Here is a 17,153-nt window from a genome sequence, read left to right as displayed (position 1 = left end):
TTCCCGGAAATAGTTGAACCGAACATGAACCGAACGCGTTCCCGATGGCGTGTTGCTGTCGTACGAGCAGTCGGCAGCGTCGTTTCCAAGGAGTGTTGAGTGGCATCGGTCATCGTGGGGCGCACGGGTCCCTTCACCGGGCAGAGCGCGGTTCTGGGCAGCGAGCCCCTCAGCTTCGGGCGCAAGAGCGACAACGGCGTCGTGATCGTCAGCGCCAGTGCCTCCCGGCTGCACGCCGAGATCCTCGCGGAGGACGCCGGGTTCGTCCTCTACGACCGGGAGAGCCGCAACGGCACGTTCGTCAACGACCAGCGCGTCACCCGCCATGTGCTGCGCCCGAACGACTGCATCCGGATCGGTGATGAAACGTTCCTCCACGAGGCGCAGGACGCCATGGAGACGGTCATGGACCTCTCCCTCCTGGACGTCCCCCGGGCGAGCGCCACGGACCCCGGCATGCTGCGGGTCACCATCACCGGGGGCGGCCCGGTGGGCCTCGCCTTCGCCCTGGCGCTCGACGAGATGCTGCCCGGCCGGACCGCCATCACCCTCTACGACGGGCGCTGGACCAGGAAGGGCTCCGCGATCGTCTGGAAGGACGAGACCCAGGGCAACTTCCGCCGCCAGCAGGTCGTGACCGTCCAGAGCCGGCAGTACCTCGCCCTGTCCGAGGAGGTGCTCTGCGCACTGTTCGACGACGCCGGCGCCTACTCCGAGATGTGGCCCGTCGGCCCGGATTCGGTCGACGGCCGACCGCCCCGCAACATCCGGATCGCCCACATCGAGGACCGGCTGCTGGACCTTGCGAACCAGCGGCCGGCGATCCGCCTCGTCCCCCGGCGCTTCGACGTGACGGAGCAGCAGAACCGGCTCACCCAGGAACACGTCCTCGTCGTCTGCGAGGGCGGCCGCTCCCGCACCCGCGAGCACTACGCCGACCGCTTCGGCGCGGCCGACGCCTCGATCTACTCGCTCGACGGCGAGCACCTCCAGGACATCGTGCTGGGGCTGCGCGTCAAGTCGAAGCTGCCGGACCCGATGAGCGTGCTGCTCACCGTGTCGCAGAACCGCTTCCTCCTCAACTCGCTGCGCGGCGAGGGCTTCCTGAACATGCGGCTCACCCGGGAGGAGGCCAGGAACGTCATCGGCATCGACCCGGTCCGCCACGTCTTCGAGGAGTGCATCGCCACCCGGCCGTGCCTGATGAGCCGGCAGGACGAGGACAGCGAGTTCCGCTGCCCCACCCACGGCACCCTCTTCCTGCCCGCCCTGCTGCGCAGCTCACCGCTGTGGAAGGAGATCCGGCAGGGCCTCAGCCTTTTCGGCGTGGACGAGGAGGACCTGTCCGCGATCACCTCGTTCCGCCTCGACATGGTGCAGCGCCCGCGGTTCACCGCACAGCTGCACCCTCCGACCGCGACCAGCCCCGGCACCTTCGGCTTCCTGCTGGGCGACGCGGCCAACGCCATCCATTTCTGGCCCGGCCGCGGCCTCAACAGCGGTCTGGCCTCCGCCACTTCACTGGCCCGCTCGCTCAGCCGTGCCTGGCAGGGCAAGCCGCTGCGGGATGCCGACTTCATCCGGCACGAGGCGGCGATGTCCATGCTCCAGTACCGGCACAAGAGCCGGGCCTGGAACGCCATGGTGACCACCGACGAACAGGGCGTCACGCGCGCCATCAAGGACATCATCGCGCGCAGCGCGGAGGCCGGCGACAGGGCGGCCGGCGCCGACACCGCGGCCGGGAGCGACCTGGACGCACTGATGGACCGGATGGCCGGCATCCGCGATCGGCTGGGGTTCCGGCTCCCCGGTCTGCCCACGGACGCCGAACTGCGCTCCCACCTCGCCCCGATCGCCCCCGCCACCCTTCGCACGCTGCTTGAGAGCGGCGCCTGGGACACCCTGATCGTCGGCGGTGAGGAGGCCGACATCGACCTCTTCTACCAGTCGGACTCCCCGGTCTACGTGCCCCGCCCGGCCGACCCCCGCAGCCTCCCGCAGCCCCCGGGCCTCCCGCAGCCCCCGGTCCGGCTGGGTACGGAGCTCGTCTCCGGCCGATGAGGCCGTGCTCGTGTCCCCGGCCGCGCCCCTGCCGCCGTACCTGGTGCGGCGGGTCGGGTCGGGGCGGGCCGGTGACGCGGGGCCGGCGGCGGTGAGCACACCGGGGTGTCAGGCAGGATGCCGGCCCGGCGCCGCCGGCGGCTCGACCCGATCCGCCTCGACCTCCGCGGGGGCCTGATCCGCCTCCGCCTCGTCGTCTCCGGCATGGGCGCGCAGGTGCCCGATCACGGTGTTGGCCACGGCGACCAGCGGGACGGCGACGACCGCCCCGCCGATGCCGGCGACCACCCCGCCGGTGGCGACGGCCAGGACCACGGCGAGGGGGTGGACCCGGACGGCCCTCCCGAGAATGAACGGCTGCAGCACGTGGCCCTCGATCTGCTGGACGACGAGCACCACCAGCAGGGTCATCAGGGCGGTGAACACCCCCTGGGTGACCAGGGCGACGACCACGGCGACCGCCCCGGACGCGACGGCGCCGACGAGGGGTACGAACGAGGCCAGGAAGATCACCACGGCGATGGGGACGGCGAGCGGCACGCCCAGGAAGTAGATGCCGAGGCCGATGAACAGGGCGTCGATGAAGGCGACGATCACGGTCCCGCGGACGTAGGCGGTCAGTGTCCGCCAGGCTGCCGGACCCGCGTCGGCCACGTCCGGCCGGGCGGCGGCGGGCACCAGCTTGAGCGTCCACTGCCAGATCTGCTTGCCGTCGTACAGCAGGAAGAGCGTCGAGAACATCGCCAGCAGCATTCCGGTGAGGATCTCCACCAGGACGGTCACGCCCTGGAGCCCGGTCGAGGTGATCTCGCTGGTACTCGTGCCGATGGCATCGCTCAGGCTGCCGGCCACGTCGTTGATCTGCTGCTCGGTCACGTGGAAGGGGCTGTCGAGGAGCCACCGTTTCAGTTCCTCGATGCCTTCCTGGAGCCGCCCGGACAGATTGCCGAGGTTGTCGAGCACCTGCCAGACGACGAACCAGCCGACCAGTCCCAGGACGACGAACCCGAAGAGCGCGGTGACGGCGGTGGCGAGCCCCCGGGCGAGCCCTGCGCGGTGCAGCCGGGCGACCGTCGGCTCCAGCAGGGCCGTGATCAGCAGCGCGGCGGCGAAGGCGAGTACGACGAGGCGGACGGATCCGATGACCCGCATGACGACCCACAGGGCGGCGGCGAGCACCAGGAACCGCCAGCCGGCCTCGGCCGCGACCCGTACGCCCCAGGGCACCGCCCGGGCGGGGTCCGGGTTGCGCGGACGCATCCGGCGCGCTTGCGCCACACGCTCCCGCTCGGCCAGCAGCTCGGCCTCGTTGCGCGCCTGCGCCTGCGCACGACGCTCACCGAGCGCGGCGGCGCCGCCCTTCACGCGACCGAGCCAGGTGCGGATTCCGGGCATCCGGTCCTCCTTCTTCGCCTCACCTCGCCGTCTGCCCCGTTTTCCGGCGATCAGGCAGGTGCGGCCCGATGCGTTCGGACTCCGTTCGAATGAAATCCGGGCGGGCGAGTCACGGCTCCGTCGCCTCCCCCCCCGAGGCGGCAGAGCGCGTGCGCGGCCCCCTGATGGCGGCACGACGGGTGATCTCCACGGACCGCCGCGACCTGACGTACGGGCGGAGCGCCGCACGCGCCGGCGCAGCGGAATGGCTCCGTTCGAGCGGTGAGAGCGCCCGGACCGCCCCGACCGGCCGGTGTGTGTCGCGCCCGGCCGAGGGGCGGAAGTGATGCAGAAACGCTGCAAGTTGCCCCCGGGGTGCCCTCGCGGGGGAGGGTGGGTCCCCTCACCCGGGGCGTGTCCGACTGCCTCCGGTCCCGTCCGTGGCCCACTCTTGACCATGGAGTCCGTGGGCCGTCCACCCGTATCTGTTCCAGGAGCGTCATGCGCACCTCGCCCCGACCGGCCCGGTGGCTGGTGCCCGTCCTCCTCCTCATGGTCTGGCTGGGCGTCGGAGGGAGCCTCGGTTCCTACTCGGGAAAGCTCGGCGAGGTCGCCACCAACGACCAGGCGGCCTTCCTGCCCCGCAGCGCCGAATCGACCCGGGTCGCCCAGGCCCAGGGTGCCTTCCGGCAGGAGGAGTCGCTGCCGGCCGTGGTGGTCTGGACGGCGGACGGCGCCGCGGGGGTGACCCCGGCCGAAACCGCCTCCGCGCAAGCCGCCCTGGCCGCACTGGAGGGCCGGCCCTGGATCGCGGGCTCGCCGTCCCCCGTCGTCGGGTCGCGCGACGGCAGGGCCATGCAGGCGGTGGTGCCCCTGGACCCCGCGCTGGGGGACGCACTGCCCGCCGCGGTCGCCGAGATCCGGGAGGCCGGCTCCCGGGTCGCGGCCACCACGTTCCACGTGACGGGGCCGGCGGCCACCCGGGCCGACCTGTCGGAGGCATTCGCCGGAATCGACGGGCTGCTGCTCGGGGTGGCACTCGCGGCCGTGCTCGTCATCCTGCTGCTCGTCTACCGCAGCGTCCTCCTGCCACTGTTGATCATCATCGGGGCGGTGTTCGCCCTCTCCCTGGCCTGCGCGATCGTCTACGCCCTGGCGAGTGCAGGGCTCGTCAGGGTCGACGGGCAGGTCCAGGGGATCCTCTCGATCCTCGTCATCGGTGCGGCCACCGACTACGCCCTGCTGCTGACGGCCCGCTTCCGTGAGGAACTGGGGCACACCGAGCAGCGGACCGAGGGGTGCGACCGGAACGAACGGTGCGACCGGTACGACCGGTACGCGGCCATGCGCGCGGCCCTGCGGCAGTCCTGCGGTCCGATCGTGGCCAGCGCCGGCACCGTGGCGCTGGGCCTGCTCGCCCTGTTCCTCAGCGATCTGACCAACAACCGGGCGCTGGGGCCCGTCGGCGCGATCGGGATCGTCTGTGCGGTGGCGAGCGCCCTCACCTTCCTGCCGGCGGCGCTGGTGCTGCTGGGACGCAAGGCCTACTGGCCGGCGCACGTGACCGCCGGGACGGGCGCGGCAGGGATCTGGAGCCGGATCGCCGGCCTGGTCAGCGGGGCTCCCCGCCGGGTGTGGGCCGTGGCTCTGGCGGGCCTGCTCGCCTGCGCCGCCTTCGCGCCCGCGCTGCACTCGGGCGGTGTTCCGCTGGACGAGATCTTCGTGAACGAGGCACCTTCGGTGACCGGGCAGAAGGAACTCGGCCGGCACTTCCCGGGAGGCGCCGGCAACCCGGCCGTCGTGATCGCCGCCGCCGACCGGCAGGCACAGGTACGCGATCGCGCCGCAGACACGCAGGGCGTGGACTCGGCCGCCGTGCGGGGCGAGAAGGACGGCCGGGTACGGATCGACGTGGTCCTGAAGGACCCCGCGGACAGTGCGGCGGCCAAGGAGACGGTGGTCAGGCTTCGGGAGGCGGTCCATCCGGTACCGGGCGCGGAGGCCCTCGTGGGCGGCTACACCGCACAGGCCCACGACACGCAGAAGACGGCCGAGCGGGACCGCGAGGTCATCGTCCCGGTGGTGCTGGCCATCATCCTGGTCATCCTGGTGGCCCTGCTGCGCTCGCTGGTGATGCCGCTGCTGCTCGTGGCGACCGTGGCCCTGAACTTCTTCGCCACCCTGGGCGTGTCCGCCCTCGTGTTCCGCCACGTGTTCGGGTTCAGCGGCACGGATTCGTCCGTTCCCTTGTACGGGTTCGTCTTCCTGGTGGCCCTGGGCGTGGACTACAACATCTTCCTCATGTCGCGGGTGCGTGAGGAGTCCCTGCGGCACGGCGTCCGCGAGGGGGTGATCCGGGGTCTGACGGCCACCGGCGGAGTGATCACGTCCGCCGGGGTGGTCCTCGCCGCCACCTTTGCCGCGCTGGCCGTCATCCCGCTGGCGTTCCTCGTGCAGATCGCCTTCATCGTGGCCTTCGGCGTCCTCATGGACACCCTGGTCGTGCGCTCGCTCCTGGTCCCCGCTCTGGTCCTCGACATCGGCCCCGCGGCCTGGTGGCCGGGCCGGCTGAGCCGCCGCCGCCCGAGCTGAGCGCTGCGGCGCGCCCGGCCGCGTGCGGGCCGGCAGGCGGAGCCGGCGTCCGCCGGCGCGGCGGCCTGCTCGACCTCCGGGGCGAGGCGTTGTGCTCAGGGCGCCGGCGTGGCGGCACACTGGAGCTCCACGCCCCGCAGCGTCAGGAGCGACGGTGCCCGTCCCGATCATCATCGACTGCGATCCCGGACACGACGACGCCCTCGCGATCATGCTGGCCGCCGGGGATCCGGCGGTGGACCTGCTGGCCGTCACCACGGTCGCGGGCAACCAGACCCTCGACAAGACCACGCTCAACGCCCGCCGGGTCTGCACGGTCGCCGGGATCACGGACGTACCCGTCGCGGCCGGTTGCGACCGTCCGCTCGTCGAGCCGCTCGGCGTGGCGGCCGATGTGCACGGGGTCTCCGGACTGGACGGACCGAGCTTCACGGCTCCCACCGTGGACGTGGTCCCGGAGCACGCCGTGGACCTCATCCACCGGCTGCTCGCCGAGCATCCCGAGCCCGTCACCCTCGTTCCGACCGCGCCGCTGACCAACATCGCCCTGCTGCTGACGCGTTACCCGCAGGACGCCTCCCGCATCCGCGAGATCGTCCTGATGGGCGGTTCGACGGAGCGGGGGAACCGGACCCCGGCCGCCGAGTTCAACGTGCTCACCGATCCGGAGGCCGCTGACATCGTCTTCCGCTCGGGGGTGCCGGTCACCATGTGCGGGCTCAACGTCACGCACCAGGCACTGGCCACACCCGAGGTGGTGGCCCGCTTCGTGGCGCTGGGCACGCCCCTCGGGCGGACCTGCGCGGACCTGCTGACCTTTTTCGGCTCCACGTACCGGGCGCTGTGGGGGTTCTCCAGCCCGCCGTTGCACGACCCCGTCGCCGTGGCCCGGGTCATCGATCCCGGGCTGGTGCACTGCGTGGACGCCCATGTCGCCGTGGAGCTGCACGGCCGGTACACGCGCGGCGCCACCGTGGTGGACCTGCACCGCTCCACGGGCCGGCCGGTCAACGCGCGCGTGGCCGTAACCCTGGAGGCCGGCCCGTTCTGGGACCGGATGGTCGCCGCCGTCGCGGCCCTCGGCGCCCGTGCCCCGGGCCGGCCGGCGGCTTCCTGACCGGCAGGCGCATGCGACCCGAAGCCCGGGGCACAGGGTGGTAAAGACGGTTCTTCGCTCAGGAGGTGGTGGCGGTGCGCGGTACGAAGGTGCTGGACTCCTTTCCCGCCGGTGACCCGTACGGGAGTTGGCCCGCAGAGGAGTACGCGGCCCGGTGCCGGGAGAGGGGCCAGCGGGCGACCGTCGTGATGGACCTGGACCGGGACGCCTTCCTCGTCGTGGCACCCGACGCGGACGCGGCGCGACAGGCCGCGTAGCGGCGCTCCGTCCCCGTCACCCGGGCCAGTTCACGCGCCCGAGATGGATCAGGCGGAGCTGGGCCCGGGCCGTGCCGGTGGCGGCCGACCAGTCCTCCCCCCGGAGCGAGGCGGCCAGGAACGCCGAGGCCGTCATGAACATGTGATCCACCTGCAGCCGGGAAAGCATCGTCACGTCGTCGGCGTCCCAGCCCGCGCTGACGGGGTCGGCCGCGAGCGCAACGCCTATCTCCTCGGCGAGGAGGTCGAGTTGACCGGCGATGGCCTCGCGCACCGCCGGTACCCCGCCGTGGCGCTCGCGAACCAGGAACCGGACGTGCGCGGGCCGGCTGCGCACCAGTTCGGCGACGAGCTCCACCGCCGCGTCACCGCGCCGGGCGGCATCTCCGGTGGCCGCGAGGATGCCCCGCACCGTCCCCTGCAGACTGGCCAGCGCCTCCTCGACCAGCGCGGTCCCCAACTCGTCCATGCTCCGGAAGTGCCGGTAGAAGGCGGTGGGGGCGACTCCGGCGGCCCGGGTCACCTCCCTGAGGCCCAGGCTGCCGAGGCTGCGCTCCTCCAACTCCGCCAAGGCCGCGTCGAGGAGGGCGCGTCGGGTACGGCGGCGCTGGGTCTCACGAAAGCCGGTGTGCGAAGTCATGGCGCAAAGTCAACCGCGTCACACTTGTACGCCGCCAGCATGAGGCAAACTGTACTGGGTAGTCAGTGAACAACTGTTACCTGAATGGAAGGACGTCTCATGCTCTTCCTCGTAGGTGCGTTGCTGGTGCTCGGCGTCGTCCTCGGCGCCGTGGCCCACGTCCCCGTACCCGTCAGCGTGGTCGCCGGTCTCGCCATCGCCCTCTGGCTCGCCCTCTTCGCCGCACGCGAGCGCTTCTCGGGCCACCGCCGGGCCGGACAACTCGACCACGACCGGGGAGGTCTGCGATGACCCAGCGGACCGATTCCCGTAACCCGGCCAACGCCCAAGCCAACGCCCAAGCCAACGCCCAAGCCAACACCCCAGCCCGTACCGGAGCCAGTGCCCGTACCGGAGCCAGTGCCAGTGCCGGGGCCCGGCCCCCGGCCCGTACCCGGGACGCCGACGCGATGGCCGTCACCGCGTTCGTCCTCGGCCTGGTGGGGCTGCTCGTGATGAACCTCTTCCTCGGTCCGATCGCCGTCGTCCTCGGCGCCCTCGCCCTGCGACGGCACACGACGAGGCCCGGCCGGGCCCGCTTGGGCATCGCCCTGGGCCTTGCCGACCTGGTGGTCCTCGCCTGCCTCGTCACCGCGGACGGGACATGGTCGTGGAGCCTGACCTGATGTGCCGACGCCCAGGGCCTGTTTCAGCGGTGCCGGCGGCTGTTGCGCTCTGCGGCGGCATGCCACCAGCCGGGCGGAGACGCACCGACCACCTTGGCGCTGGGCTGGTCGGGGTGAAGCCCGAGCGGCCGTAGCGCGTCGGCGTGGACGCGTATGGCGAACCAGCCGTGCCAGTGGCCGTCAGGCCCGATGCCGCAGGCCAGATCGATGTGGATCTCGTCCAGGTCGAAGGGCATCCAGTCGACGCCGCGGTCGCGCAGTCAAGCGCGGACGGCCGCCATCGGGGGGAGGCGGCCCGGCAGGTTCTCGTAGGCCGCGATGTCGATCCAGTCGGCGTGGGGTGTGTCCATGGCCTCCATGATGCCCGGCACGCGTGAGCAGCCAGTGCCTCGGACCTGCCCGCCCGGCCGGCGCGCCTGCGGGGTGCGGCCGGGCGGGCCGCGGACCTCGCAGCTTCCCCGCGGTTCAGGTCAGGGGCAGCTGCATGAGGGTCAGGTCGAGCCATCGGCCGAACTTGGTGCCGGCCTCCGGAACCGTGCCGACGTGGCGGAAGCCGAACCGTTCGTGCAGCCGGATGGACGCGGTGTTCTCGGCTTCGATGCCGGCGACCACGACGTGGTGGCCGGTGTCGCGCGCCGAGGCGATGAGGTCGGCCAGCAGTGCGGAGCCGATGCCGAGTCCGTGCATGCCCTCGCGGACGTAGACCGAGTCCTCCACCGTGTGGCGGTACCCGTCCTTCTCCCGCCATGGACCGTAGACCCCGAACCCGGCCGTGGCGCCCTCCACTTCCGCCACGAACGCCGAGCCCCGCTCCAGGTGGGCGGCGAGCCAGGCAGCCGCTTCGGCCGGGGCCTGCAGGGTCTGTGTCCACAGGGCCGTCGAGTGTTCGATCGCATGGTTGCGAATCGCCCGGACGGCCTCCGCGTCACCGGGGAGCGCCCGGCGTACGGTCACATGCCGATCTCTCTCATATATTGGATTCATGTCCAACATAGTAGATCCCCTGGTGGCCCGGATCGCGGCCCGCGTCCGCACCGAACGGGAACGCCGTCGGTGGACCCTGGCCCAGCTCGCGGAAGCCTCCGGCGTGTCCCAGGCCATGATCAGCCGGATCGAGCGCGGCGAGAGCAGCCCCACCGCCGTCGTCCTCGGCAAACTGTCCGCCGCCTTCCAGCTCGGCATCGCCTCCTTGCTCACCCTCGCCGAGGGAACTCAGGACGACGACACGACAGGAATCGCAGGAGTACTTCGCCGGGCCGACGCGGCCGAGTGGCGGGACCCGGCGACCGGTTACCGGCGTCGCCAGATCACCGGCCCGCAGTTTCCCGCGGAGATCGCCGAGATCCACCTGCCCCCAGGAGCCCGCGTGCCCTATCCGGCCGCAGCCTTCGCCTTCGTACGACAGGTCGTCTGGGTCCTCGGCGGCCACCTGACCTTCCACGACGGGGACACGGTCCACGAGCTCCACGAGGGCGACACCATCGAGCTCGGCGAGCCCACCGAGCGCGCCTTCGCCAACACCAGCGACACCGACTGCCGCTACGCCGTCATCCTCGCCCGCGGCACCCGGCCGTGACCCGCCCCCTTCCACGGGGCACCACGTTCCTCCTCGCCGCCATGGCCGGAACGGCGATCGCGAACAACTACGCCGTCCAACCCGCGCTCACCGCGGTCGCCGCAGACCTGGACGTCCCGCTCTCCGTGATCGGCCTCGTGCCGACCGCCGCGCTCACCGGCTGCGTCACCGGCTTCGCCTTCCTGCTCCCGCTCACCGACCGCCTCGCCCCCACCGCCTGATCGCCGGTCAACTCGCCGCCCTCGCCGCCGCCCTCACCCTCGCCGCCACCGCGCCCGGCCCGGCCGTGCTGCTGGCTGCCTACCTGCCCATCGGCGCTGCCGCCGGCGTCGCGGCCCAGGCCGGCAACATCGCGGGCCGTCACGCCCCACCCGGGCGACGGGGAACCGGCGTCGCCATCGTGGCCGCGGGCATGTCGGCCGGCATCCTGCTCAGCCGCCTGGTGGGAGGAGCACTCGCCGACCTCCTCGGCCGGCGGCGGATGCTGCTCGTCTTCGCCGCCCTCGCCCTGCTCGGCGCGATCGCCGCCGCCACGCTCCTGCCCCGGCAGCGGTTGTCCTCCCGCCCCAGCCACCTTCCACCCTCGCCTCGCTTCCGCCGCTCCTGCGCCACCACCCGCAGTTGCGCCGAGCCGTGGCCACCGGGGGGCTGTGGTACTTCGCCTTCAACCTCACCTGGGTCGCGCTCACCCTCACCCTGGCCGAGCCGCCACACTCCCTCGGCCCGACCACCATCGGCCCGTACGGCCTCGCCGGACTCCTCGGCTTCGCCGTACTCCCCGTCACCGGACGCCTCGCCGACCGGTACGGCCCGCGCACCTTGATCACCGGCGCTCTGCTGGCCGCCGCGGCCGGAGCCGCCCTGCTGGCCACCGGCCTGAACACCCCACCGGTCGTGGCGTTCGGGCTCGCCCTCTTCGACGCCGGCTGCTTCGCCGCCCAGGCCGCCAACCAGGGCCGCATCATCGCCCTCGACCCCGAGCGCTCGGGCAGCCTCAGCAGCGTCTACCTCGTGCTCTACTTCGCGACCGGCGCCATCGGCACCAGCCTCGCCCGCACCCCTGCTCGACAACCTCGGCTGGCAGGGCACCACCCTGACGGCCCTCGCTGCGCTCCTCCTCGCTGCCGCCCTCGGACACACCGGCGCCCGACGGACACGCCGAGCAGCGGAGTGCTGCGCTCTGCCGACGGCGCCGCGGACGGCCTCGTCCCCGTCGGAGTAGCGGCGGCGTACCGGCGGAGTGCGAGGATGCCTGAACTGCCGGCGGCCGAACAGCCCTTAGGCTCGCGCCATGTCTATCGATTCCGGTTTCACGTGCTCCTGCTGTGGCGAGCACCATGCAGAACTCCCCATGAGCTACTCGACCATGGCTCCTGATGTCTGGGAGCCCGCCTTCGAAACGGATCCGGACTGCATGCTGTCGTCCGACCAGTGCGTGATCAAGGGCCAGCACCTCTTCGTCAAGGGGCTGATCGAGATACCGGTGATCGGCAGCGAGGACGTCTTCTCCTGGGGTGTCTGGGTCTCTCTGAGCAGAGACAACTTCACGCGTGCCCTCGAGGTGTGGGACACGGAGGGCCGTGAGGCCGAGAAGCCCTACTTCGGCTGGCTCAGCACCGAGCTCGCGCTCTACTCCGAGAGCACCACCAACCTGAAGACCAACGCCCACACACGACCTGTCGGCAGGCGGCCCTTCATCGAGCTGGAGCCCACCGACCACCCGCTCGCCGTCGAACAGCGCACCGGGATCACCCTGGAACGCGTACGTGAGATCGCTGCGGCCGTGCTGCACCCGGCCTGAGTCGCCGCAGGTGAGGCCGCGGTCAGCGCGCGCGGCGGCGCCGGGCGTCGAAGCAGCCGCCCACGGCGGCGAGCCACTCGATGTAGGCCGGTGACAGACCAGCGGTGCAGGGTGGCGGACGGTGCGACCCCACCCGTCGTCCCGCCGCCCCGTATGCCGCCGTGCCAGGAGCCGCCATCGTGAACGCTGACTCCGCGCTGTCCCGCCGGCGCGTGCCCGGCCCCGAGGCGCTGCGCGACGACGCCCCTCTCCCGACGGGGCGAGGGCGTCGGCGCTCCGTCTGGCACGCCGCGGCCGCGGCCCTGCACGGCGTCAGCGCAGTCACCGCCGGCCTGCTCGTACTCGCGGCCATCGGGGCGATGATCAGCGAACCGGTTCTCATACCGTCCCTTGCCGCAAGTGCCGGAGTCCTCCACAGCACTCCCACCCTGCCCGTGGCCCAGCCCCGGAGCGTCGTCGTCGCGCACCTCCTGGGCGCCGGAGCCGGTTACGTGGTCCTCGTGCTGTCGCAGAGCAGCCCCTGGAGTGCGGCCCTGGCCGGGGGGCTGACGTTCGCCGCCACCACCCTCGCCCGGACCCCGCACTCACCCGCGTGCGCCACCGCCGTCGTCGTCGTGCTGCAGACCCCGGCACCTGCGCGGTTCGTCCCCCTGCTGCTCGGCTCCACCGTGGTCCTGGTCCTCGCAGGTTTTGCCGCGTCCCGCGTACGCCGGGGGGCAGCTCGGTATCCGGTCCGCTGGTGGTAGCGGCGGCGCTCCCGGACAGGCTCTCGCCGATTGCCGGTGTGGCGGCGAGACCGGCGCGGACGCCGGGAGCGGGGTCCGAGGCGGGCATATTTCTCCGATGTCAGCGCTGCCTGGCAGGGTTCGCCCCGTACGTCGTCGTGTGAGGTGGAGGTGTGGCTGTGACGGGTCTGGGCCGGCTCAAGGAGCTACTGGGCGAGCCGGAGGCCTGGGGGTGGGCGAGGCCGGGGTTGTGGGAGGCGTCAAAGACGCATCTGGGGCTGGTGCTGCCGTCGGACTACAAGGCGTTTCTCGACCTCTACGGGCCGGGAGCCATCGACGGGTACCTGTGGCTGGACCGGCCGACGGAGGGCACCGCAGAGGAAGCGGAGCGGCTCTGGCCGCCACAGGGGCCGGCGGAGAGGGATCCCGGACAGTTCCCCTGGCCCTTCCACCCCGAGGAGGGCGGTCTTGTCTGGTGGGGGTCCGACGAGCAGGGCAATGCCTACTACTTTCTGCCGCTGGAACCGGATCCCGACGACTGGCGCATCGTCGTCCAGGACGAATGCGGCGGCTGGTTCGAAACCGCCGGCCCCTTCACCGACTTCGTCCTGCGCTGCTTCGACCGCGTCGACCGCCCACCGTTCATCGACCGTCACTGGCCGGGGCCCCGCCCGAGGTACCACCTGGCGGAGCCGGGGCCAACGCCAACCGGACCTCGGCACGTTGCGGCTCCTGCAGCCGAGGGCCGGTGGGCGCTGGATGATCGGGGGACACCCGGGTGAGGAAAGGGCCCCTTGCCGCACGGACTCTTGGCGAAAGCGCTGCGGAGCGTAGCGTCGAGTACTACGGTTTCGTGCATCGGACACGAAAGGGACGGGGGCGGTCGGGTGTTGGCGGAGGGGTTGGTGGCACTCGCCGCGGCCGGAGGCGCCGCAGTGGTTCAGGCGGCCGGGACCAGTGCGTGGCACGGGCTCCAGGAAGCCGTCGCCGGGTGGTTCGGGCGGGGCGACGAGGCGCGGGAGCGCGTCGAGCTGGAGCGGCTGGACCGCTGCGCGGCAGCACTCGAGGGCGCCCGGGACGAGGACGAGGCCGAGCGGCTGGCCATCGGTCAGCAAGGTGCCTGGCAGGCCCGCTTCGAGCAGGCCCTGGAGGATCTCGGCGATGCCGATCGCGAGGAGGCGGCACGTACCCTGCGCGCCCTGCTCGACGCACACGCACCGGCGCACGGGGTGTCCGCGACGGGCGACGGCCAGGCGGTCGGGGGGAGCGTGGACATCCGGGCCGACCACGGTTCCGCGGCGGCGCTGCGGATGCGGGACGTCACCGTCGGAACCCCTCCGAAGCCGGCTCCGCAGCAGGGCTGAGCGGATCCGGCGGCACTCAGGCCCCCCACATCACGGCAGGAACCGCCATCACCGCCTCCGGCGGCGGCATCGCTGTCGGGCACGCCGGCAGCTTCACGTACTACGCCTCAGGACCTGGGCCGCAGGACGCGGCCCGCGGTGAACGGGGCGCCGTTTCGGCCGCCTTGTTCGACGCGTATCTGCGGGCCGTCCGGAACTCGGCGGACCAGCACGCGTATCCCGGGCTCGCGGGCGAACTCGCCGCGCCGCCGATCGCCGACGTGTACATCCACCGGCAGGTCAAGCCGGCTTCGGGTCGCTCCCCGGAACCCGCCGAGCGTGTCTTCGCCGGAGAGAGCCGCGTCCGCGTCCTCCTGGCCGGGCCGGGGGACGGCAAGTCGACTCTGCTCCGCCGTCACCTGGTCGAGGGGTCCGAACACCTGGAACGTCACGGGAGCGACGGGACCCCCACCTTCGCCCCGGTCCTGGTCCGCGCCACCGAACTGGTCGCCTCGCCCCTCCTCGCCCAGGCACTGGCCACGGCGGTGACCCGTGCGCTCGGCCCCTTCGGGCTGCGCGAGGCGCTGCCCGAGGAGTTCTTCCGCCGCCGTCCGGTTCCGGACGCACCCTGGCTGGTGATGGTCGACGGCCTCGACGAGGTCCCGGACCGCACCGCCAGGCTGTCGCTGCTGGACAGGCTGTCCCGGGAAGCCGGGCAGAAGGACTCGCCGTACCGGTTCCTCGTCGCGACCCGCCCCTTGCCCGGTGGCGAACTCGACCGACTGGGCCGGGACGCCGACCGCTTCACGCTGCAACCGTTCACCGACGACGACGTGCGCGCCTACGTACAGAAACGCTTCAGCGCACTGTCCGACCCCGCACACCACGTCAGGGCGTTCACGAACGGCATCATCCGAACCCGGCTGGAAGGCCTGGCCCGCACGCCCCTGATGGCCGCCATGCTCTGCCGGCTCTACATGGCCGACCCCGACCAGCCGCTCCCCGACGGCCGTACCGGCGTCTTCCGCTCCTTCACCGAACTGCTCTACGAACAGAACGCCCACAAAGGCGTCGCCGCCCTCCAGGACCAGGCCATCCGCGCACTGGCCGGCCGGTACCAGATCCCCGGTGACCGCCGGGCGGTCGAGCTGGCCGCGGAACACGCCCGCGAACACCTGCCCCGGCTCATCGACCACCTCGCCCACGAACGACTCGGCGGAAGCACCGCCCCCGCCGCCGAGATCCTCGCCGCGCACCCCCTCGCCCGGCGCCCCGAGAAGGTCAGGCCACCGCTCTGGCATGCGCTCCTGAACGATCTGCTGCGGGCCACCGGGCTGCTGGAAGACCAGGCGGACGACGTCGACTTCGTCCACCGCACCCTCCTTGAGTACCTCGCCGCGCGCCACGCCACCCGCGACGAGCAGGCTCGCGACCGTCTGCTCCGCAGGCTCGCCCCCGCCCGACGGCTCCGCGACCGGCTTCCCTGGCCGGCCCGTCGCGCCCCCGACGACGACCGGCTGAACCCCCTCGACCTGGACCCTTCCCACCTCGGCTTCCTCCTCGACGGACTGCTGCTCCCCGGCGACCGGATCGCGGCCGCCACCGTACGAGCCCTGGAGGATCTCGTCGCCCCCGCCGGAATCGCCGGCTACTACCTGGTCAAGGCACAGGTGCAGCTCGGCAGCGCTCTCCCGTCGAGGACCACCGCGCGCTGGCTGACGGCCTTCGCCGGAAGTCCCCTCCTGATCCATCGCAATCGGGTGGAAGCCGCCTGGGACCTGGCCGAGCTGGACGGGCACCGGGAGGAGGGCGCCGAGCTGTTGGCCCGCCTCGCCCGCGGTCGTGATCTGGAGCCGTTCGAGCGCAGTTGGGCCGCCACCGCACTGTCCGGCCTCGACGGGCACCGGGACGAGGGGGCCGCTCTCCTGGTGTCGTTCGCCATGGACCCCGCTCTGGACGACCTGACCCGTGTCACGTCCGCCCGGGATCTGGCGCGGCTGGAGGGGTACGAGGACCAGGCCGCCCGGCTGCTCGAAGCGTTCTTCCTGAGTCCCGAAGCGGATGACATCCTCCGGGTGGACGCCGCGGAGTCCCTGGCCGAGCTGGAAGGCTACCGGGACCTCGGCGCGCGGCTGTTGCTCGAGCTCGCCCGGTACGGCGACGCGTGGGCGGCCCGGTCGCTCACCCGGTTGGGGGGACGCCACGCGGAGGATGGCGCGGGTCTGCTCGCCGCCTTCGCGGCCGACCCCGGCACGAGCCCGTACGATCGCGTGAGTGCCGCCCGGTACCTGGCCGAGGTGGACGGCTGCCGGCAGCAGGCCGTCAGCCTCTTGACGGCCTTCGCCCTGGAGAGCGTACCGAGCTCCGAGACCCGCCTGAACGCGGCAGAGGCCCTGGCCGTCTTCGACGAGGACAAGGCAGTCGAGGTGGTCGCGCACGACCTCGCCTTCTACGGCATGCACAGCTCCAACCGCGTGCGTGCGCTGACGGTCATGGCACGCTCCACCGAGCTCCAGGGCCTGGCCGCCGAGCGGCTCGCCGCGTTCGCCTCGGACGCCACCCAGGACGCGACCCATCGCGTGAACGCCGCTCAGGCGCTGGCCTCGCTGGACGAGTACCGTGACGAAGGCGTCGCCCTTCTCGCCGGCATCGCCGAGGAGGCGGGCGTGGAGGACTGGGACCGGATGCTGGCGGCCGCGGCCCTGGCCGAGCTCGGAGAGGAACGCTCCGCGCCCCTCCTCAGCGCCTTCATGGCGGACGCCGCACTCCAGTCGGACGCGCGGGTCTGGGCGGCCCGTGCGCTGGCGGAGCTGGACGGACACCGGGCGCAAGGCATCGCGTTCCTCGCCGCGTTCGCCGACGACACGACCCGCGACAGGGATCTCCGGGCGAACGCCTCGGCCTCGCTGACCACCCTCGGCCGCAACCGGATCCGGCGCTGACCGCGGCCCGACCCCCGACCGACAGCGGACCGGTGCGGCCGCCCGGTCGGTTCACCG

The 17,153-nt window shown here is 72.4% G+C and carries 18 protein-coding genes and 1 pseudogene; 15 read left to right on the top strand and 4 right to left on the bottom strand.

Translation table 11 applies throughout. The features are described 5' to 3' along the window. Nucleotides 1–99 precede the first annotated feature (99 nt). The gene (locus ACGFZK_RS09660; RefSeq protein WP_393848300.1) at nucleotides 100–2,064 is read left to right on the top strand and encodes an FHA domain-containing protein; all 1,965 of its coding nucleotides are present in this window, start codon (nucleotides 100–102) and stop codon (nucleotides 2,062–2,064) included. Nucleotides 2,065–2,172: 108 nt separating this feature from the next. Here the strand turns inward: ACGFZK_RS09660 and ACGFZK_RS09655 are convergent, their stop codons facing one another. Next, nucleotides 2,173–3,459 (bottom strand): AI-2E family transporter, encoded by a 1,287-nt coding sequence (locus ACGFZK_RS09655; RefSeq protein WP_393848299.1) that lies wholly within the window; start codon nucleotides 3,457–3,459, stop codon nucleotides 2,173–2,175. Between the two features lie 480 nt (nucleotides 3,460–3,939). On the opposite strand from ACGFZK_RS09655, the gene ACGFZK_RS09650 reads away from it, so the two are divergent. The 3 genes from ACGFZK_RS09650 (at nucleotide 3,940) to ACGFZK_RS09640 (ending at nucleotide 7,404) form a co-directional block, all read left to right on the top strand. Next, a complete protein-coding gene (locus tag ACGFZK_RS09650; RefSeq protein WP_393848298.1) occupies nucleotides 3,940–6,030 on the top strand; it encodes an MMPL family transporter in 2,091 nt (696 codons plus the stop codon). A gap of 154 nt (nucleotides 6,031–6,184) precedes the next feature. Further along, nucleotides 6,185–7,147 carry a nucleoside hydrolase gene (locus tag ACGFZK_RS09645; RefSeq protein WP_393848297.1) on the top strand — a complete coding sequence of 321 codons (963 nt, stop codon included), beginning with the start codon at nucleotides 6,185–6,187 and terminating at the stop codon, nucleotides 7,145–7,147. Nucleotides 7,148–7,221: 74 nt separating this feature from the next. After that, entirely contained in the window at nucleotides 7,222–7,404 is a 183-nt protein-coding gene (locus tag ACGFZK_RS09640; RefSeq protein ID WP_393848296.1) for a hypothetical protein, read from the top strand. Between the two features lie 16 nt (nucleotides 7,405–7,420). On the opposite strand, the gene ACGFZK_RS09635 is transcribed toward ACGFZK_RS09640, so the two are convergent. Beyond that, on the bottom strand, nucleotides 7,421–8,044 hold the full coding sequence (locus tag ACGFZK_RS09635) for a TetR family transcriptional regulator (protein WP_393848295.1): 624 nt from the start codon (nucleotides 8,042–8,044) through the stop codon (nucleotides 7,421–7,423). A gap of 99 nt (nucleotides 8,045–8,143) precedes the next feature. On the opposite strand from ACGFZK_RS09635, the gene ACGFZK_RS09630 reads away from it, so the two are divergent. Both ACGFZK_RS09630 and ACGFZK_RS09625 read left to right on the top strand, forming a co-directional pair. Continuing rightward, nucleotides 8,144–8,335 (top strand): hypothetical protein, encoded by a 192-nt coding sequence (locus ACGFZK_RS09630; protein ID WP_393848294.1) that lies wholly within the window; start codon nucleotides 8,144–8,146, stop codon nucleotides 8,333–8,335. Next, entirely contained in the window at nucleotides 8,332–8,709 is a 378-nt protein-coding gene (locus ACGFZK_RS09625; RefSeq protein WP_393848293.1) for a DUF4190 domain-containing protein, read from the top strand. The genes ACGFZK_RS09630 and ACGFZK_RS09625 overlap by 4 nt, the downstream gene beginning before the upstream one ends. Nucleotides 8,710–8,732: 23 nt before the next feature. On the opposite strand, the gene ACGFZK_RS09620 is transcribed toward ACGFZK_RS09625, so the two are convergent. Beyond that, on the bottom strand, nucleotides 8,733–8,945 hold the full coding sequence (locus ACGFZK_RS09620; protein WP_393848292.1) for a hypothetical protein: 213 nt from the start codon (nucleotides 8,943–8,945) through the stop codon (nucleotides 8,733–8,735). A gap of 229 nt (nucleotides 8,946–9,174) precedes the next feature. After that, nucleotides 9,175–9,693 carry a GNAT family N-acetyltransferase gene (locus tag ACGFZK_RS09615; RefSeq protein WP_393848291.1) on the bottom strand — a complete coding sequence of 173 codons (519 nt, stop codon included), beginning with the start codon at nucleotides 9,691–9,693 and terminating at the stop codon, nucleotides 9,175–9,177. Between ACGFZK_RS09615 and ACGFZK_RS09610 the strand changes: the two genes are divergently transcribed. The 9 genes and pseudogenes from ACGFZK_RS09610 (at nucleotide 9,692) to ACGFZK_RS09570 (ending at nucleotide 17,096) form a co-directional block, all read left to right on the top strand. Next, nucleotides 9,692–10,285, top strand: coding sequence for a helix-turn-helix domain-containing protein (locus ACGFZK_RS09610; RefSeq protein WP_393848290.1), 594 nt, complete (start codon nucleotides 9,692–9,694; stop codon nucleotides 10,283–10,285). The two genes, ACGFZK_RS09615 and ACGFZK_RS09610, sit on opposite strands and share 2 nt — an antisense overlap. Beyond that, nucleotides 10,282–10,506 carry a hypothetical protein gene (locus ACGFZK_RS09605; protein ID WP_393848289.1) on the top strand — a complete coding sequence of 75 codons (225 nt, stop codon included), beginning with the start codon at nucleotides 10,282–10,284 and terminating at the stop codon, nucleotides 10,504–10,506. The genes ACGFZK_RS09610 and ACGFZK_RS09605 overlap by 4 nt, the downstream gene beginning before the upstream one ends. Next, nucleotides 10,446–10,790: pseudogene (locus tag ACGFZK_RS09600) on the top strand (MFS transporter); the annotation flags it as partial. The gene ACGFZK_RS09605 and the pseudogene ACGFZK_RS09600, both read left to right, overlap by 61 nt. Nucleotides 10,791–10,906: 116 nt before the next feature. Then, nucleotides 10,907–11,662, top strand: a complete 756-nt coding sequence (locus ACGFZK_RS09595) for an MFS transporter (RefSeq protein WP_393848288.1) — start codon at nucleotides 10,907–10,909, stop codon at nucleotides 11,660–11,662. Further along, complete coding sequence (locus tag ACGFZK_RS09590) at nucleotides 11,637–12,086, top strand: DUF2199 domain-containing protein (RefSeq protein WP_393848287.1); 450 nt, start codon at nucleotides 11,637–11,639, stop codon at nucleotides 12,084–12,086. The genes ACGFZK_RS09595 and ACGFZK_RS09590 overlap by 26 nt, the downstream gene beginning before the upstream one ends. 179 nt (nucleotides 12,087–12,265) lie before the next feature. Beyond that, nucleotides 12,266–12,832: an HPP family protein gene (locus tag ACGFZK_RS09585; RefSeq protein WP_393848286.1), complete on the top strand. Its 567-nt coding sequence runs from the start codon at nucleotides 12,266–12,268 to the stop codon at nucleotides 12,830–12,832. Nucleotides 12,833–12,984: 152 nt separating this feature from the next. After that, nucleotides 12,985–13,593: an SMI1/KNR4 family protein gene (locus ACGFZK_RS09580; RefSeq protein WP_393848285.1), complete on the top strand. Its 609-nt coding sequence runs from the start codon at nucleotides 12,985–12,987 to the stop codon at nucleotides 13,591–13,593. Between the two features lie 123 nt (nucleotides 13,594–13,716). Continuing rightward, the gene (locus tag ACGFZK_RS09575) at nucleotides 13,717–14,175 is read left to right on the top strand and encodes a hypothetical protein (protein ID WP_393848284.1); all 459 of its coding nucleotides are present in this window, start codon (nucleotides 13,717–13,719) and stop codon (nucleotides 14,173–14,175) included. Nucleotides 14,176–14,339: 164 nt separating this feature from the next. Next, nucleotides 14,340–17,096 (top strand): NACHT domain-containing protein, encoded by a 2,757-nt coding sequence (locus ACGFZK_RS09570; RefSeq protein WP_393848283.1) that lies wholly within the window; start codon nucleotides 14,340–14,342, stop codon nucleotides 17,094–17,096. Nucleotides 17,097–17,153: the final 57 nt, after the last annotated feature.

The sequence above is a fragment of the Streptomyces sp. NPDC048257 genome (genome assembly GCF_043201855.1).
Taxonomy (GTDB): domain Bacteria; phylum Actinomycetota; class Actinomycetes; order Streptomycetales; family Streptomycetaceae; genus Streptomyces.
Note: the sequence above shows the minus strand (reverse complement) of the source record. Positions and strands in the feature narration are given on the sequence as shown.

Excerpts from the sequence above, each read along its gene's own strand:
- ACGFZK_RS09620 (WP_393848292.1), bottom strand. The coding sequence starts at position 8,945 with ATGCCCTTCGACCTGGACGAGATCCACATCGATCTGGCCTGCGGCATC.
- ACGFZK_RS09625 (WP_393848293.1), top strand. The coding sequence starts at position 8,332 with ATGACCCAGCGGACCGATTCCCGTAACCCGGCCAACGCCCAAGCCAAC.
- ACGFZK_RS09615 (WP_393848291.1), bottom strand. The coding sequence starts at position 9,693 with ATGAATCCAATATATGAGAGAGATCGGCATGTGACCGTACGCCGGGCG.
- ACGFZK_RS09635 (WP_393848295.1), bottom strand. The coding sequence starts at position 8,044 with ATGACTTCGCACACCGGCTTTCGTGAGACCCAGCGCCGCCGTACCCGA.
- ACGFZK_RS09655 (WP_393848299.1), bottom strand. The coding sequence starts at position 3,459 with ATGCCCGGAATCCGCACCTGGCTCGGTCGCGTGAAGGGCGGCGCCGCC.
- ACGFZK_RS09590 (WP_393848287.1), top strand. The coding sequence starts at position 11,637 with ATGAGCTACTCGACCATGGCTCCTGATGTCTGGGAGCCCGCCTTCGAA.
- ACGFZK_RS09630 (WP_393848294.1), top strand. The coding sequence starts at position 8,144 with ATGCTCTTCCTCGTAGGTGCGTTGCTGGTGCTCGGCGTCGTCCTCGGC.
- ACGFZK_RS09650 (WP_393848298.1), top strand. The coding sequence starts at position 3,940 with ATGCGCACCTCGCCCCGACCGGCCCGGTGGCTGGTGCCCGTCCTCCTC.
- ACGFZK_RS09610 (WP_393848290.1), top strand. The coding sequence starts at position 9,692 with ATGTCCAACATAGTAGATCCCCTGGTGGCCCGGATCGCGGCCCGCGTC.